Annotated in this window: 17 protein-coding genes; 10 read left to right on the forward strand and 7 right to left on the reverse strand. The window is 63.6% G+C overall.

Features of this window, described 5'->3' with window-relative positions; translation table 11 throughout:
- The first annotated feature begins 21 nt into the window (after window positions 1-21).
- The 5 genes from ACCO56_RS22000 to ACCO56_RS22020 all read left to right on the forward strand — a co-directional run bounded on the left by ACCO56_RS22000 (window position 22) and on the right by ACCO56_RS22020 (window position 4,928).
- Window positions 22-516: a DUF2244 domain-containing protein gene (locus ACCO56_RS22000; protein WP_433642992.1), complete on the forward strand. Its 495-nt coding sequence runs from the start codon at window positions 22-24 to the stop codon at window positions 514-516.
- An 88-nt stretch (window positions 517-604) separates the two neighbouring features.
- Window positions 605-1,483, forward strand: a complete 879-nt coding sequence (locus ACCO56_RS22005; RefSeq protein ID WP_433642993.1) for a methylated-DNA--[protein]-cysteine S-methyltransferase — start codon at window positions 605-607, stop codon at window positions 1,481-1,483.
- A gap of 373 nt (window positions 1,484-1,856) precedes the next feature.
- The gene (locus ACCO56_RS22010; RefSeq protein ID WP_433642994.1) at window positions 1,857-2,765 is read left to right on the forward strand and encodes a ribokinase; all 909 of its coding nucleotides are present in this window, start codon (window positions 1,857-1,859) and stop codon (window positions 2,763-2,765) included.
- Between the two features lie 15 nt (window positions 2,766-2,780).
- The gene (locus ACCO56_RS22015) at window positions 2,781-4,235 is read left to right on the forward strand and encodes an amidase (protein WP_433643046.1); all 1,455 of its coding nucleotides are present in this window, start codon (window positions 2,781-2,783) and stop codon (window positions 4,233-4,235) included.
- A 78-nt stretch (window positions 4,236-4,313) separates the two neighbouring features.
- On the forward strand, window positions 4,314-4,928 hold the full coding sequence (locus ACCO56_RS22020; RefSeq protein WP_433642995.1) for a LysE family translocator: 615 nt from the start codon (window positions 4,314-4,316) through the stop codon (window positions 4,926-4,928).
- Window positions 4,929-4,952: 24 nt separating this feature from the next.
- On the opposite strand, the gene ACCO56_RS22025 is transcribed toward ACCO56_RS22020, so the two are convergent.
- Window positions 4,953-5,894 carry a nucleoside hydrolase gene (locus ACCO56_RS22025; RefSeq protein ID WP_433642996.1) on the reverse strand — a complete coding sequence of 314 codons (942 nt, stop codon included), beginning with the start codon at window positions 5,892-5,894 and terminating at the stop codon, window positions 4,953-4,955.
- A gap of 126 nt (window positions 5,895-6,020) precedes the next feature.
- Between ACCO56_RS22025 and ACCO56_RS22030 the strand changes: the two genes are divergently transcribed.
- Window positions 6,021-6,449 carry an Hsp20 family protein gene (locus ACCO56_RS22030; protein ID WP_433642997.1) on the forward strand — a complete coding sequence of 143 codons (429 nt, stop codon included), beginning with the start codon at window positions 6,021-6,023 and terminating at the stop codon, window positions 6,447-6,449.
- Window positions 6,450-6,524: 75 nt separating this feature from the next.
- On the forward strand, window positions 6,525-6,782 hold the full coding sequence (locus tag ACCO56_RS22035) for a DUF1150 family protein (protein ID WP_433642998.1): 258 nt from the start codon (window positions 6,525-6,527) through the stop codon (window positions 6,780-6,782).
- 165 nt (window positions 6,783-6,947) lie between these two features.
- On the opposite strand, the gene ptsN is transcribed toward ACCO56_RS22035, so the two are convergent.
- From ptsN to lptC, 6 genes are all read right to left on the reverse strand, one after another.
- Window positions 6,948-7,412, reverse strand: coding sequence for a PTS IIA-like nitrogen regulatory protein PtsN (gene ptsN, locus ACCO56_RS22040; protein ID WP_325607776.1), 465 nt, complete (start codon window positions 7,410-7,412; stop codon window positions 6,948-6,950).
- 134 nt (window positions 7,413-7,546) lie between these two features.
- Window positions 7,547-8,173, reverse strand: coding sequence for a ribosome hibernation-promoting factor, HPF/YfiA family (gene hpf / locus ACCO56_RS22045; protein WP_433642999.1), 627 nt, complete (start codon window positions 8,171-8,173; stop codon window positions 7,547-7,549).
- A 394-nt stretch (window positions 8,174-8,567) separates the two neighbouring features.
- Window positions 8,568-10,085 carry an RNA polymerase factor sigma-54 gene (gene rpoN / locus ACCO56_RS22050; RefSeq protein ID WP_433643047.1) on the reverse strand — a complete coding sequence of 506 codons (1,518 nt, stop codon included), beginning with the start codon at window positions 10,083-10,085 and terminating at the stop codon, window positions 8,568-8,570.
- Between the two features lie 167 nt (window positions 10,086-10,252).
- Window positions 10,253-11,068, reverse strand: coding sequence for an LPS export ABC transporter ATP-binding protein (gene lptB, locus ACCO56_RS22055; RefSeq protein WP_433643000.1), 816 nt, complete (start codon window positions 11,066-11,068; stop codon window positions 10,253-10,255).
- A complete protein-coding gene (locus ACCO56_RS22060) occupies window positions 11,069-11,665 on the reverse strand; it encodes an LptA/OstA family protein (RefSeq protein WP_433643001.1) in 597 nt (198 codons plus the stop codon).
- Entirely contained in the window at window positions 11,655-12,329 is a 675-nt protein-coding gene (gene lptC / locus ACCO56_RS22065) for an LPS export ABC transporter periplasmic protein LptC (protein WP_433643002.1), read from the reverse strand. The genes ACCO56_RS22060 and lptC overlap by 11 nt, the downstream gene beginning before the upstream one ends.
- Before the next feature lie 398 nt (window positions 12,330-12,727).
- Between lptC and sppA the strand changes: the two genes are divergently transcribed.
- The 3 genes from sppA (at window position 12,728) to ACCO56_RS22080 (ending at window position 14,467) form a co-directional block, all read left to right on the forward strand.
- Window positions 12,728-13,696, forward strand: a complete 969-nt coding sequence (gene sppA, locus ACCO56_RS22070; protein ID WP_433643003.1) for a signal peptide peptidase SppA — start codon at window positions 12,728-12,730, stop codon at window positions 13,694-13,696.
- Window positions 13,697-13,763: 67 nt separating this feature from the next.
- Entirely contained in the window at window positions 13,764-14,042 is a 279-nt protein-coding gene (locus tag ACCO56_RS22075; RefSeq protein WP_433643004.1) for an integration host factor subunit beta, read from the forward strand.
- An 89-nt stretch (window positions 14,043-14,131) separates the two neighbouring features.
- Window positions 14,132-14,467, forward strand: coding sequence for a LapA family protein (locus ACCO56_RS22080; RefSeq protein ID WP_433643005.1), 336 nt, complete (start codon window positions 14,132-14,134; stop codon window positions 14,465-14,467).
- Window positions 14,468-14,496: the final 29 nt, after the last annotated feature.

Below are 14,496 nucleotides of genomic sequence, written 5' to 3' on the forward strand. Positions count from 1 at the left end.
CATGCCTCTATAATCGGTCGCATGAGCGAGACAACCGCCTCTTTCGCCGCGGACGAACCATTTTTTCGGGCGCTGCTGATGCCGCACCGCTCGCTTGGCCGTACCGGCTTCATGATCCTCATGGGTTCGCTGCTTTTCGGCTGGATGATCACGGGAGCAATATTCCTTTCCCACGGCGCTTGGCCGATCTTCGGCTTCTTCGGTCTGGACGTCCTGCTGGTCTATATCGCTTTTCGCGTGAATTACCGGGCTGCTCGGGCCCGAGAGCTGATATCGGTGTCGCGGACCAGCCTCGACATTACCAAGATCGCTCCTTCCGGCCGCGCCGAGGCTCACCGGTTCAATCCGTTCTGGGCGCGTTTTTCGATCGCGCGGCATGACGAGATCGGCATCACCGGCATGGCGGTCCAGGGACAGGGGAAAAACGTGTCGATCGGCTCTTTTCTCAACCCCGACGACCGAGAGAGCTTCGCCGCCGCTTTCTCCGGCGCCCTGGCCAAGGCCAAGCGTGGGTAGAGCCTGGGCGAAGCAATCCTGAAGTTGCAGGAAACGGGTGGAGAAGCGGGCCGTCCGGGGCGATATTCGCGGTCAAGGAGTTATCGACATGAACGCACCGACCGCAATTCTCAAGAACGATGTCACGCCGCAGGGCAGCGACTATGAGGTCGTTCGCCGTATTGTCGAGAAGATCAGCCTCGACTACCGCAACCAACCTTCCCTGGAGGCGCTTGCCGCCGAAGTCGGCGAGACCCCGACCGGGCTGCAAAAGCTCTTCACGCGCTGGGCCGGCCTCTCGCCGAAGGGTTTCCTGCAGGCCGTCACCCTCGATCATGCAAGACGCCTGCTGGATGCCGGCATGCCCCTGCTCGAAGCCTCGTTGGAAGTCGGCATGTCGGGCCCGGGGCGGCTGCACGATCTCTTCGTCACCCACGAGGCGATGTCGCCCGGCGACTACAAGACGCGCGGCGCCGGCCTCACCATCCGCTACGGCTTTCATCTCTCGCCTTTCGGCGTGGCCCTTATCATGGTCACCGATCGCGGTCTCGCCGGGCTGTCCTTCAATGACGCCGGCGACGAACGTGTCGCCTTCGCGGATATGAGCGGACGCTGGCCGAACGCCACCTATGTCGAGGACATGTCGGCGACTGCGCCCTACGCGGCGCGCATCTTCGACCCGAAGCTGTGGCGCGCCGACCAACCTTTGCGGGTGGTGATGATCGGCACCGATTTCCAGGTCCGGGTCTGGGAGGCGTTGCTGAAGATCCCGATGGGCAGGGCGCGCACCTATGCCTCGATCGCCGCCGAGATCGGCGCGCCCAAGGCGAGCCGGGCGGTTGGCGCGGCCATCGGCGCAAATCCGATCTCCTTCGTCGTGCCGTGCCACAGGGCGCTCGGCAAGACCGGAGCGCTGACCGGCTATCACTGGGGCCTCACCCGCAAGCGCGCAATCCTCGGTTGGGAAGCGGGGCAGGTGGGGGGCTGATACCATGGGCGTCGATCTTTGACCGGTCGCAAGTGGCCCCTCACTGTCCTGCCGGACATCTCTCCCCGTGAAGAACGGGGAGAGAGACGCCGGCCGCTTGGGTTCGCCAGTCGCCAACGGCGGGCGATTGGCGAAAGTGGAGACGACATCGGTCTTCTCCCCGTCCTGACGGGGAGAAGTGGCCGGCAGGCCGATGAGGGGCTTGCCCAAAGGTCAATCCTTATTGCCGCCGGTATGGTAAAGGGCGGGCGGAACCACGCAAACCTGCTCGGCAGCCGGCCAGGCGTTCGCGCTAGCCGGAGGTGATCGAACGGACTTTCCAAGCTGGCGTCCGCAAGCTAGCCTCCCCGGCCAAACCACCGGGGAGACAGACGTGATCACCATCATCGGGTCCATCAATCTCGACCTCATCGCCACGGTCGGCCGGTTGCCAGGACCTGGCGAGACGGTGCTCGGCAATGGATTCGGCACCGCACCCGGCGGGAAGGGTGCCAATCAGGCCCTGGCGGCGGCGCGTGCGGGTGGAGCCGTGCGCATGATCGGAGCGACCGGGCGTGACAGCTTTGCCATCGAAGCTCTTGCGCTCCTGAAGGAGGGCGGCGTCGACCTCTCCAAAGTGCGCGAAACGGCGGAACCGACGGGCACAGCGCTGATCCTGGTCGGCGGCGACGGCGAGAACATGATCGCCGTGGTGCCCGGGGCCAATGCCACGGTGGAGGTGGCCGATGTTGCGGCCGCCGGCCTGGCCGAGGGTGAGCACATTCTCCTTCAGCACGAGATCCCCCTCGAGGCTGTCGAGGCGACCCTTGCCGCTGCCCGCGAAGCCGGTGCGGTGACGCTGCTCAACACCGCGCCTTTCCGCGCCGAGGCTTTGGATTTTCTTGCCAAGGCCGACTATGTGATCGCTAACGAGACCGAGTTCGACCTCTACGCCCGGGAGCTTGCGTTGCGCGGCAACTCGCGCGAGGAGCGCATGCTGGATTTCGCGGCGAGGACCGGGCACGCCATCGTTGTCACGCTGGGCGGGGACGGGGCGCTGGCCGCTACCCCGGCCGGACTCATACGGGTCGATTCCTTGGAGATCATTCCGGTTGATACGGTCGGCGCCGGCGATACGTTCTGCGGTTATCTCGCGGCCGGGATGGCCGCCGGCCTTTCCCTCGAGGAAGCCTTGCGCCGCGCCGCGGCGGCGGGCTCGCTCGCTTGCCTGAAACCCGGCGCGCAGCCGTCCATTCCACTGAAGGCGGAGGTCGACGCCGCTCTCGCTCGCAGGGAGGACTGAGCCATGGTTTCCGAGATGACGCGGCCCGCCACCAAGCACGACCTGCCGCCGGCCGGCGACATCTGCCGTCTTCCGGCTGTAGATCTCGCCGATGGCATAAGGCGCCGGAAATTCTCGGCGCGAGAAGTGGCCTCGGCGTTTCTTGACCGCATCGAGGCGGTGAACCCGCATGTCAACGCCATCGTTTCGCTGCGCGACAGGACGGCGATCCTCGAAGAAGCCGAAGCCGCGGACCAGGCGCTGGCCGAGGACGCTTCTGCCGGCCCGCTGTTAGGCCTGCCGGTGGCCATCAAGGACCTGGCGCTGACCAAGGGCTTGAGGACGACTTTCGGCTCGCCGATCTTCGCGGAATTCGTGCCCGAGGAGGACGAATTCTTCGTCGCGCGCATGCGCAAGGCGGGGGCCATCATCATCGGCAAGACCAATGTCCCGGAGTTCGGCCTGGGATCGAACACCTACAACAACGTTTTCGGTCCGACTCTCAATGCTTTCGATCCGGCGCTGACGGCGGGCGGCTCGAGCGGCGGCGCGGCCGTCGCGCTGGCGTTGGACATGGTTCCGGTCGCGGACGGCAGCGATTTCGGCGGTTCGTTGCGCAACCCGGCCGCCTACAACAACGTCTATGGGTTCAGGCCGTCGCAAGGTCTCGTGCCGGCCGGACCTATGAACGAGATATTCCTGTCGCAGATCGGCGTCGAGGGGCCGATGGCGCGCAATGTGCGCGACATGGCGCTGCTGCTCGGAGTGCAGGCCGGCTATCACCCAGGCGCACCGCTGTCGCATGACGGGGAGGGATCCTATCTCGATGGACTGGAACGCGACGCGACCGGCGGACGGATCGCCTGGTTCGGCGATCTCGGCGGCCGGCTTCCGTTCGAGGCAGGCATCCTGGATCTCTGCGAGGCCGCCCTGCGTCGGTTCGAGACGGCAGGCTTTCGTTCCGACACGCTGGTCCCCGGATTCGATTTCGAGGCTCTGTGGACCGCTTTCAAGGTACTGCGCCAGGCTACCAGCGGCTGCAGTCTCAAGCTTCACTACGACGATCCTGAGAGGCGCCCGCTCCTGAAGCCCGAAGCCGTCTGGGAAGCGGAAGGCGTGGCGCGATTGACCGCGCCGGAGATCTATGCGGCCTCCATCACCCGCTCGGCCTGGCACGGCGCCGTGCTGGAGCTCTTCGACCGTTACGATCTTCTTGCCCTGCCGACCGCGCAGGTCTTTCCCTTCGCCGTAGGAACCCACTGGCCGAGGGAAGTCGCGGGCCGCGCGATGGACAGCTACCATCGCTGGATGGAGGTCTCGGCATTCGCTTCGCTTGCGGGCTGTCCGGCCGTCAACGTTCCCGTGGGGTTCGACGCTCTCGGCCGCCCGATGGGCATGCAACTGATCGGCCGGCCGCGGGGCGATCTCGGCGTGCTCCGGGCGGCGGCCGCCTACGAGGCGACGCTGCCCTGGCCGGCCGGGGCGGCGTAGCTCCGCAGCGAGATTGCGTCGATCCGCGGGCTGTGTATTGATCTCGAGTGCCGCGTCTCGCGGTCGCGGGAGAGAGACATGTCGCTTGAGCTTTACGCCGCCTATGTGATCGCTTGTATCGTCATCGTGCTTGTGCCGGGCCCTACGGTGACCCTCATCGTCGCGTCGAGCATCCGGCATGGCACGCGGGCTGGCCTCCTGAACGTGGCGGGAACGCAACTCGGCGTCGCCATGATGATCGCGGTCGTCGGCATCGGCCTGACTTCGATGATCGAGGCTGCCGGCCATTGGTTCGAATGGATTCGCCTGATCGGCGCCGGCTATCTGATCTGGCTGGGCATCCAGATGTTCCGCTCGAGCGGCAGGCTCGATGCCGAGGGCGCGCCCGTGGCGCCGCGCGGCGGATTTTTCCTGCAGGGCTTCCTCGTCGCCGCCAGCAATCCGAAAACGCTGGTATTCTTCGGGGCCTTCTTCCCGCAATTCATCGACCCGGCCGCAAGCCACGCCTTCCAGATCGTTCTGATGGGCCTTACCGCCATGCTTTTCGCTGCCGTATCCGATAGCGCTTTCGCGCTGGTCGCCGGCCGCGCCGGCAAGGCGCTGACCGCCAGCCGCGTCAGGCTTTTGTCGCGTATCAGCGGCAGCTTTCTGATCGGCGGCGGTGTGTGGCTGGCCTTCTCTCGGGCGAAATGAAAAGCGGCTTGGCGGGGGCAGGTGTCAAAGCCTGCCCAGCCGCTCCACCAGAAGTTCGAAGAAACCGTCATGGTCGATGTCGCGCATCACCATGGCATTCCTGGGCCGCTTGGTGACGCCCCACCAGTCGATCACGGTCATGCCCATGGTCAGCTCGGATGCCGTCTCGACCACGACGTTGCACTCGCGGCCCTTGAAAAGCTGAGGTTTCAGCAGATAGGCGATCACGCAAGGGTCGTGGAGCGGCCCGCCGTCGGTGCCGTATTTCGATTCGTCGAAACGTTCGAAGAACTCGAGCATCTCCGCCGTCGCGATGCCGACACGCGTGCCCAGCTCACGGAAGGCTGCGACCCGCCTGGCGGTGGTGAGCGCCTTGTGGGTGACGTCGAGCGGCATAACGACCGTCGGAATGCCGGCCTTCAGCACGACATCGGCGGCGTGCGGATCGACATAGATGTTGAATTCGGCGGCCGGCGTGACATTGCCGCCCTCGAAGAAGCCACCGCCCATGAGGACGATCTGCTTGACGCGAGGCGCGATCCTAGGCTCCCGGATCAGCGCCAGGGCGATGTTGGTGAGTGGGCCGAGCGGACAGAGTGTCACCGTGCCCGGCTCTTCGGTCATCAGCGTCTCGATGATGAAATCGACCGCATGCTGCGTTTGCAGCGGCATGGTCGGCTCGGGAAGGTTTGGGCCGTCGAGACCCGTCTTGCCATGCACCTCCTCGGCGGTGACGAGCGGCCGCACCAGCGGCCGGGCCGCGCCGGAGAACACTTTCGTTTCGGGCTTCCCGGCGAGCTCGCAGATCTTGCGGGCATTCTTTTCGGTAAGCCTCAGCGGCACGTTGCCGGCGACGGCGGTAATGCCGAGCACATCGAGTTCCGGGCTCGCCAGCGCGAGCAGGATGGCGACGGCGTCGTCCTGCCCAGGGTCGGTGTCGATGATGACCTTCTGTCTTCCGGACATGCGTTCCTCTCTGGCGGCGTCTTATGCGACGCACTTGAACTTCGAAATCGGCCGGACCATATCAGGGACATCGGGAGAAATGCCATCCGGGTTTTTCCCTTTTCGTCGCTCTTTGGAGGACAGAAAATGTCGCGAATGACTCCATTTTCGAGCCCGTTGCTTCTGGGCTTCGATACGATGGAAAAAACTCTTGAGCGCCTGGCCAAAACGGGCGACACCTACCCGCCCTACAACATCGAGCGGCTTCGCTCCGTGGAAGGCAAGGGCGAGAGACTTCGAATAACGCTGGCCGTCGCCGGCTTCTGCGAGAGCGATCTCGACGTCACTACCGAGGAAAATCAGCTCGTGGTGCGCGGCCGCCAAGGCGATGACGATACGGAGCGCGAATATCTGCATCGCGGCATTGCCTCGCGACAGTTCCAGCGAACTTTCGTGCTAGCAGACGGCATGCGGGTGATCGCTGCCGAGTTGAAGAACGGTCTTCTGTCGATCGACCTCGATCGGCCCGAGCCGGAGCGGCTGGTACGGAAAATAAACATATCGGTGAAAGATTGATCCGGTCCTTCGACCGGAACCAAATAGCTCTATCGCGGGTTGGTCGGAAGGACGCCCCGCAAGAAGGAGGCTGAAATGACTGGCAACGAAACAAGACTGACGCTGACCGAGGCGCAACTGGCTCATCTCGGTGAGGGTCAGGTCGCTTACCTCCGCAAGGTTTCCAGCGACGAGTTGCGTGGGCGCTTCCCCGGGCTGACGGACATAGCGCCGGGGCTCGAACTCTGGGCTCTTTTCGCCGCGAACGGGCAGCCCATCCTGCTCTCCGACGCCCGAGACCGGGCGCTCGCCGGCGCTCTCGAGAATGAACTTACGCCCGTCAGCATCCATTGAGGGCAGTAGAAAGGGCGGCACCGCCGCCGCCCCCAAATATCGTTTCTCCGCAAATTTAACGCAAAGCCTTCGCAGCCAAGTGGAATCACTCGGCAAGGCGTAAATGCGGCTGAAACAAAGAGCTAGAGCGCGCCGTTTCTCGAGCCCGAAACCGAGCCGCGCGCTCTACGCGGCGTGGGAGGCCGGAGTTTCCGAAAGCAGCGCGTGAATGGCGGCGGCATCCCGGGTGCCGCGGACCTTGGCTACCGTGTCGGTATCGCGCAGGACGCGCGCGATGCGGGACAGCGCCTTCAGGTGGTCGGCGCCCGCTCCCTCGGGAGCGAGCAGCAGGAAAACGAGATCGACGGGCTGATCATCCAGCGCCTCGAAGTCGACAGGCGATTCCAAGCGCGCGAAGACGCCGGTGATGCGTTTCACCCCGGGCAACTTGCCGTGGGGAATGGCAATGCCGTTGCCGACGCCGGTGGAGCCCAGCCGCTCGCGCTGCAGGATCGTGTCGAACACTTCGCGCTCGGGAATGCCGGTAATTCCGGCGGCTTTTTCCGAGAGCAATTGCAGGAGCTGCTTCTTGGAATTGGCTTTCAAGGCCGGCATGATTGCCGAGACCTCGATCAGGTCGCTGAGATCCATATTTGGCATCCTCTGGTTTCCCGTTTACCGCCAGACCCCTCGCCAGCGGCCGGGATTGTTCTTGTTATCCGTTGACGCTCATAAGACGCCCCGCGTCCGCTCGGACGCGCAAAGGCCGCTCTGACACACCGAATCTACGCATCGTGCTTTCCTTGGGCCGGCCGCGCTTTCGAGGCCGATACCGTCGTCGATGATGGATCGATCCAGCCGATATTGCCGTCGGCGCGTCGGTAAACGATGTTGACCTGATCGTTGCCGGCGTTTCGGAACACGAAGACCGGGCTGTCCTTGGTATCGAGTTCGATCACCGCATCGGCGACAGACATGGTCTTCAGCGCCACCGTCGATTCAGCGATAATGGCTGGAGCATAGTCCTCCGGCACCTCGTCGTCCTCGTCGGCCACGGGCGCGACCACGAGATAGGCTATGTCGGTGGCCTCGCCCAGAATACCGGAGTTGCTGCCATTGGGATGTGCCTTCAACCGCCGCTTGTAGCGCCTGAGGCGCTTCTCGAACCGGTCGGCAGCTGCGTCGAAGGCGAGCATCGGTTCCTGTGCGGCGCCCGTCGTCTGCAGCTCCATTCCGGTGTCCAGGTGGATCATGCAATCGGCGGAGAAACGCGAGCCGGATTTCTCGACGGTGACGCGGCCGGAATAGCCGCCATCGAAATATTTGGTCATGAGCTCGGCGATCCGCCCCTCGATACGGCCGCGAAAGGCGTCACCGATCTCCATGTGCTTTCCGGATATACGCAGGCTCATCTGAAAACTGACCTTCCTTGCTCAGACTTCAAACTGTTTCGAGTTTATACCTGTGGCCGAAGCGCACAAGGTTTGCGGCGTCGTCGTCGCCGATTCAAGTCCGAACGATCTGGTTGATCACAACCCTTTGCGAGCGGATATCGTTCCGCATGGGCTCTATCGCCCCTCTCTCATGCGGCCGGGCTTCTAGTCACTTCATAACCAATTGTCAACGAAACCCGGCTTCCGCAGGGGGAAGGAGAGCTGTCCAGGCTTTTCCTCGACCGCTCCGTTCGTGCGCGGGCGGGCTCTTGGCGAAGCATCGATGGCCAGCATACGGATATCCACCGTTGGTCCACAGGCCGCAGCGAAGCCCTGACATGCCATCGGGCTGCGCCCGGCGATTTCGAATGGGTTACACGCCCACGCCAGCCAAGGCCCGTTTTTCACGGCGGCGTTGGACGGAAGAGGGGATATTCATGCTTTCGCGGTATTTGGCGACCGTGCGGCGCGCAATGTCGATGCCGCTCTTTTTCAAGATGTCGACGATGCTGTCGTCGGACAGCACGTCCACCTTTTCCTCGTCGATGAGCTGGCGGATACGGTCGCGCACGGCTTCGGAGGAATGCGCGTCGCCACCCTCGGCCGAGGCGATCGCCGCGGTGAAGAAATAGCGTAGCTCGAAGACCCCGCGCGGGGTCAGCATGTATTTGTTGCTCGTGACCCGGCTCACGGTCGATTCGTGCATGCCGATGGCTTCGGCCACGTTGCGTAGGTTGAGTGGCCGCAAGTGCCGCACGCCATGGGCGAGGAACGCATCCTGCTGGCGTACGATCTCGGCCGCGACCTTCAGGATCGTTTTGGCGCGCTGGTCGAGGCTGCGTGTCAGCCAGTTGGCGTTCTGCATGCACTCGCCGAGGAAATCCTTTTCGGCCTGATCTCTCACTTGCGACGCGACCTGCGCGAAATAGGCCTGATGGACGAGGACACGCGGCAGGGTGTCGGCATTGAGCTCGATCGCCCAGGACCCGTCATTTGCCTGCCGTACCAGGACGTCGGGGACGATCGCGTCGGCTGTGCCCCCGGCGAAGGCGAGACCGGGTCGGGGGTCGAGAGCCCGGATCTCGTTCATCATGTCGACGAGATCCTCCTCGTCGACGCCGCAGATCCGTTTCAGGGCCTGAAAGTCGCGGCGCGCGAGCAGTTCGAGATTGCCGAGCATCGCCTTCATGGCCGGATCGAGCCGGTTGCGGCAGGCAAGCTGCAGCGCCAGGCATTCGGCGAGGTCGCACGCGAAGATACCGGGAGGGTCGAAGGTCCGGCAGGTGGCGAGCACTTCGCCGACGAAGGCCGGATCGGCGCCGAGCCTTTCGGCGGTCTCGGTCGGATCCGTCCGAAGATATCCCGCATCGTCCAGCCCGTCGGCCAGCTCGGCCGCCACAAGACGTGCCGCCGGGTCGGCGAAGGCGAATGCGACCTGCTCTGCGACATGACCGCGCAAGGTGATGGCGGCCGCGGCAAGGTCTTCCGGATTCAGGCCTTCGGACGCCGTTCCGCCGCCCGCCAGCGACTTCCATTGGGCCGACAGGTCGGGGCCGAGCCGGTCGACGGTGCCGGGGTCGTCGGGGAAGATGTTCTCCAGCGATGTGTCGAGCTTGTCGGCCATGGCTTCCGCGCTCCAGGCGGCTCCCTCGTCGGAGAACCAGTCGGCTTCGGAAGAGGCGGTCTCGGGGGGCGTTTCGGGATATGGTTCGACCGGAGCTTCCGCGCCGGGATCGATGCGCTCCAACAGCGGATTGCGTTCGATTTCCTCATCGACGAAACGTTCGAGTTCGAGATGGGTAAGCTGCAGAAGCCGGATCGATTGCATCAGTTGCGGCGTCATCACCAGCGACTGCGACTGGCGAAGCTGCAGCTTGGCCGCAAGCGAAATCATCTCGGCTCGTTTCTCCCCGGATAGCCCTAGGCATCCGCAACAGCGGTTGTGGTTGCAGGATTTCCCCTGGCGGAATGAAACTGGCCCAGCTTTTGCTTGTCAAGAAGATTGCGGTCGAAATTTGCCTTAGCGCGCTATGTCGCGGTTGCGGAAAAGCGCTCGTCCTACAGCGTGAAGGCTTCGCCGAGATAGAGCCGGCGCACGTCGGCGTTCGACACGATGTCCGAGGGATGGCCGTGCGTCAGGACCTCGCCGGCGTGGATGATATAGGCGCGGTCGATCAGGCCGAGCGTCTCGCGCACATTATGGTCGGTGATCAGGACGCCGATGCCGCGCTGCGTGAGGTGCCGCACGAGCTGCTGGATGTCGGCCACCGCGATAGGGTCGATGCCGGCGAACGGCTCGTCGAGCAGCATGTAATGGGGCTTGCTGGCGAGCGCGCGGGCGATCTCCAGCCGCCGCCTTTCGCCGCCTGAAAGAGCGATCGCGGGAGACTTCCTGAGATGCGAGATGTGGAACTCCTCGAGCAGTGCGTCGAGGTCGCGATCGCGTTCCTTGCGGCTCTTGTGGGTGACTTCGAGCACGGCACGGATGTTGTTCTCGACCGTCAAGCCACGGAAGATGGACGCCTCCTGCGGAAGATAACCGATGCCCAGGCGCGCCCGCCGGTACATGGCCATGGAGGTGACGTCGAAGCCGTCGATCTCGATCGTGCCCTGGTCGACGGGCACCAGGCCCGTGACCATGTAGAAGCATGTCGTCTTGCCGGCACCGTTCGGGCCAAGCAGCCCGACCGCCTCGCCGGCGCGGACGCCGAGCGACACGCCGCGAACCACCTCGCGGCCCTTGTAGGCCTTGGTCAAGCCGCGCGCGATCAGCGTGCCCTTGAGCTGGTCGGCATTCTTGTTGATTGCCGGCGCGGCACGCATCTTCGCGAACCGGCTCTTCAGTCGGGCTAGAAACGAAGGCGATTCGGCCATTTACTGGCTCTGCGCAGGGGGACGATTGGTACCGGGCTGGTTGGCGGAACCAGGCGTAAGCGACATGATCACGCGGCCGCTCGCGTCGCCGCCGCCTTCGCAGCCGACGAATTGCGCCTCGCCGGACTGCATCTGCACCGTCAATTTGCAGCCGACCAGCACGTTCGGCCCATCGGTAAGCACGACCTTCTTGCCGGTCAGGACCAGGACTTCCTTCTTCATATCAAAGGTGCCGCGGTCCCCGGTCGCCACCTGGGTTTCCGACTTTACATACACCTTGTCCTCGACCTCGAGCTTGTCGATGTTGGCGGAACCCGTTGTCGCCGACCCGCTGCCCTTGGCATAGAAGACCGTCATCTTGCCGGATTTAAGCAAGGTCTTGCCCTGAACGACCGTGACGTTGCCGCTGAAGATGGCGATGTTCTCGTTCTGCCGCACTTCGAGCTTGTCGCTTTCGATCTGGATAGGCTCGTTGCCGGACAGTTGCAGGCCCGGCATTTGCGTCTGGCTCGTCTGGGCGAACGCCGTACCGGCGGCGAAGATCACGAGTGCCAGCCCGGCACCGGCGCACAGCCGGGATAATGTCCTAACCGCCATTGGTCTCTCCGGTCGTTTCCCCGCCTGTGTGTAGCTGGTCGGGCGCGATTTCCATGCGTACCCGCTTCTCGAATATCAAAACCTTGCCATTTTCAAGCACCATCATCGAATCGGCCGCGATCTGCGTCCCGCCCGTATCGATATCGACGGGCTCGCTGGTCTTGAGATCGCCTTTGCCGATATCGAAGAAAGCCTTGCTGAACTTGGCCCTCATGCCGTCCGTCGTGGTGATGAGCACATCGCCCGTGAAGTCGATCGTGTTGTTGTCGCGATCATAGATCCCGCGTGGAGACTGGACCGTGGCCCAGCTATCGGCGTCGATCGGCAGCTTGGCGTCGATGGCCTCGAGCTCGAATATGCCCGAAGCCTCCATGTTCTGGACGGCCTGCATGGCGGTCATCGAATAGGGCAGATTGTTCTTGGAGAACCCTTCCAGCTTGGGATTGGCCATCACGAGCTTGCCGTCGGCATAGGAAGTCTTGGTGATGTCGAACGAGATCTCGGCGGGCGTCGAGAGCCAGGAATAGCCGGCGAACCCGACTGCCATGGCCAACGCCAGCACCGGCAGAACGACCTTGAGCAGCCGCACACGCCGGGAATGATGCGTCGCCTGCCGGAACGCGTCTCGGCGCGCTGCAGTGGCCTTGCCGTCGCGCGGATGCATTCTGCTTCCTACAGGTGTGTCGGTTCGTGCCGTCATCGCCAAAAGATCATCCGGCCCGCGTGCGGTCACCGCCGCTGCCATGCTTCAAGTCCATAAGTATCCTGCGAGGCTGTCGCCTGAAAATGCTTGCCTCGGCCGCCCGCGAATCCGTCCCCCTTATGCCATGTCCAAAAAAATCGCCAGACAAGCATGGGACCGATGGTCATTCGTCATCGGCGACTGACATTCCAATATGGTTATTTTGCGAAGGATTGTAAGGCCCCGCCCGCTAAACATGACGATTTCTACCGTAGGGGCAATACGGCTAAATGCAGACTCCGCAAACGGAATTGCTTCCATCTCCACCGGAACCGCTCTAAAACGCCAGCTCCTTACCGGAGCTGGATAGCGAGGCATTCATGGCCATACGCGCCGACGAAATGATCGATCGCCGCCGCTTGCGGCGCAAGCTCACCTTCTGGCGGGCCGCAGCCCTCCTCGTGGCCGCGCTGGCGATCGGCGCCGGTGCCTTGTGGCTCAGCGGGGAGAACCTCGCCGGGGCCGCAGGCGACCACATTGCCAAGGTCAAGATCGAAGGCACCATCACCGAGGACGAAGACCTACTCGAGCGGCTGGAGAAGATCCGCAAGTCGCCGGCAGTGAAGGGGGTCATCCTGTCGATCGATTCGCCCGGCGGCACCACCGCCGGTGGCGAGGCGATCTTCGACGGGGTACGCAGGCTTGCGGCCGACAAGCCGGTCGTTGCCCAGGTTGGTACGCTCGCCGCTTCGGCCGGCTATATGATTGCCAGCGCTTCCGACCACATCGTGGCCCGCAAGTCTTCCATTGTGGGCTCGATCGGCGTTCTCGTGCAGTTTCCCAATTTCACCGGCCTGATGGACAAGATCGGCATCCAGCTCGACGAGATCAAATCCTCGCCGCTCAAGGCCGAACCTTCGCCTTTCAATCCAACCACCGAGCCGGAGCGAGCCATGATCCGCTCCATGATCCTCGACAGCTACGACTGGTTCGTCGGCCTAGTCCAGCAACGCCGGCCGTTGACGCGCGAACAGGTTCTGGCGGTCGCCGACGGCTCCGTCTTCACCGGACGTCAGGCGCTGGAGAAGAAGCTCGTCGATTCGCTGGGTGGAGAACAGGAGGCGATCGGCTGGCTGGCGACCAGAGGGGTGGACGCCGAGCTCAGGGTCATAGAATGGAAGCCGAAGTCCGGCGGCGCGAGCTTCTTGCTCTCGGAGGCAGCAGCGCGCCAGCTCGGCCGCCTCTTCGGCCTGCCTGATTATGGCTCCGACCTTATCCGTCAGATCGGTGGAGAGCGCATCTTCCTTGACGGCCTCTTGTCGGTCTGGCACGCTGAAAAGCCCCTTTAGGGCGACCGAAAAGCCAGTAAAATCATTCCCATACCATGACTTTACACGATCGGAGGGGACCCCGCGCATGATCAAGTCAGAACTCGTGCAAATCATTGCGAACCGCAATCCGCATTTGTTTCTACGTGATGTCGAAAACATCGTGAATGCGATCTTCGAGGAAATCACCGAAGCGCTGGCCGAAGGGAACCGGGTGGAGTTGCGCGGCTTCGGTGCCTTTTCCGTCAAGAATCGGCCGGCCCGAACCGGCCGCAACCCGCGGACCGGGGAGGCCGTGGAGGTCGAGGAGAAATGGGTGCCGTTCTTCAAGACGGGCAAGGAATTGCGCGAAAGGCTGAACGCCTGATGCGGCGGATAGCGCGCAAATCGTCCCCGATGACGGGCGGGATCCCCATGAAGCCTGCCCGGCAGGGCTGAACGCCCGGACTTCACGCCATGCTCAATCGCCTTATCCTCATCGTCGTGCTCGTGCCGCTGGCCATCGTGCTCATCGCGCTGGCGGTTGCCAACCGGGGCGTCACGGCCTTCACGCTCGATCCTTTCAATCCCGGCAATCCGGCACTGACGGTTCAACTTCCTTTGTTCGTCCTTCTCTTTGCCGCCGTCGCGCTGGGCCTGCTTGTCGGCGGCGCCGTGACCTGGTGGAAACAGGGACGCTACCGTCGGCTGGCGCGTCAGCGGGAGCAGGAGCTGCATGGCTTGCGGGCGGCCACGCCCAAGACGCCGGCGCAGCAAGCCGTCCCGCCGGCTCTGCCGGGCCCAGGGGGCTAAAGCATGGCGCGCGAATTGGCATGAGCCGT

It is taken from the genome of Mesorhizobium sp. 1B3 (genome assembly GCF_050958605.1).
Lineage (GTDB): Bacteria > Pseudomonadota > Alphaproteobacteria > Rhizobiales > Rhizobiaceae.

What these genes read in the sequence shown, in the direction of transcription:
- ACCO56_RS22000 (WP_433642992.1), top strand. Translation starts at nt 22, where the DNA reads ATGAGCGAGACAACCGCCTCTTTCGCCGCGGACGAACCATTTTTTCGG.
- ACCO56_RS22005 (WP_433642993.1), top strand. Translation starts at nt 605, where the DNA reads ATGAACGCACCGACCGCAATTCTCAAGAACGATGTCACGCCGCAGGGC.
- ACCO56_RS22015 (WP_433643046.1), top strand. Translation starts at nt 2,781, where the DNA reads ATGACGCGGCCCGCCACCAAGCACGACCTGCCGCCGGCCGGCGACATC.
- ACCO56_RS22020 (WP_433642995.1), top strand. Translation starts at nt 4,314, where the DNA reads ATGTCGCTTGAGCTTTACGCCGCCTATGTGATCGCTTGTATCGTCATC.
- ACCO56_RS22025 (WP_433642996.1), bottom strand. Translation starts at nt 5,894, where the DNA reads ATGTCCGGAAGACAGAAGGTCATCATCGACACCGACCCTGGGCAGGAC.
- ACCO56_RS22030 (WP_433642997.1), top strand. Translation starts at nt 6,021, where the DNA reads ATGTCGCGAATGACTCCATTTTCGAGCCCGTTGCTTCTGGGCTTCGAT.
- ACCO56_RS22035 (WP_433642998.1), top strand. Translation starts at nt 6,525, where the DNA reads ATGACTGGCAACGAAACAAGACTGACGCTGACCGAGGCGCAACTGGCT.
- ptsN (WP_325607776.1), bottom strand. Translation starts at nt 7,412, where the DNA reads ATGGATCTCAGCGACCTGATCGAGGTCTCGGCAATCATGCCGGCCTTG.
- hpf (WP_433642999.1), bottom strand. Translation starts at nt 8,173, where the DNA reads ATGAGCCTGCGTATATCCGGAAAGCACATGGAGATCGGTGACGCCTTT.
- lptB (WP_433643000.1), bottom strand. Translation starts at nt 11,068, where the DNA reads ATGGCCGAATCGCCTTCGTTTCTAGCCCGACTGAAGAGCCGGTTCGCG.
- ACCO56_RS22060 (WP_433643001.1), bottom strand. Translation starts at nt 11,665, where the DNA reads ATGGCGGTTAGGACATTATCCCGGCTGTGCGCCGGTGCCGGGCTGGCA.
- lptC (WP_433643002.1), bottom strand. Translation starts at nt 12,329, where the DNA reads ATGCATCCGCGCGACGGCAAGGCCACTGCAGCGCGCCGAGACGCGTTC.
- sppA (WP_433643003.1), top strand. Translation starts at nt 12,728, where the DNA reads ATGGCCATACGCGCCGACGAAATGATCGATCGCCGCCGCTTGCGGCGC.
- ACCO56_RS22075 (WP_433643004.1), top strand. Translation starts at nt 13,764, where the DNA reads ATGATCAAGTCAGAACTCGTGCAAATCATTGCGAACCGCAATCCGCAT.
- ACCO56_RS22080 (WP_433643005.1), top strand. Translation starts at nt 14,132, where the DNA reads ATGCTCAATCGCCTTATCCTCATCGTCGTGCTCGTGCCGCTGGCCATC.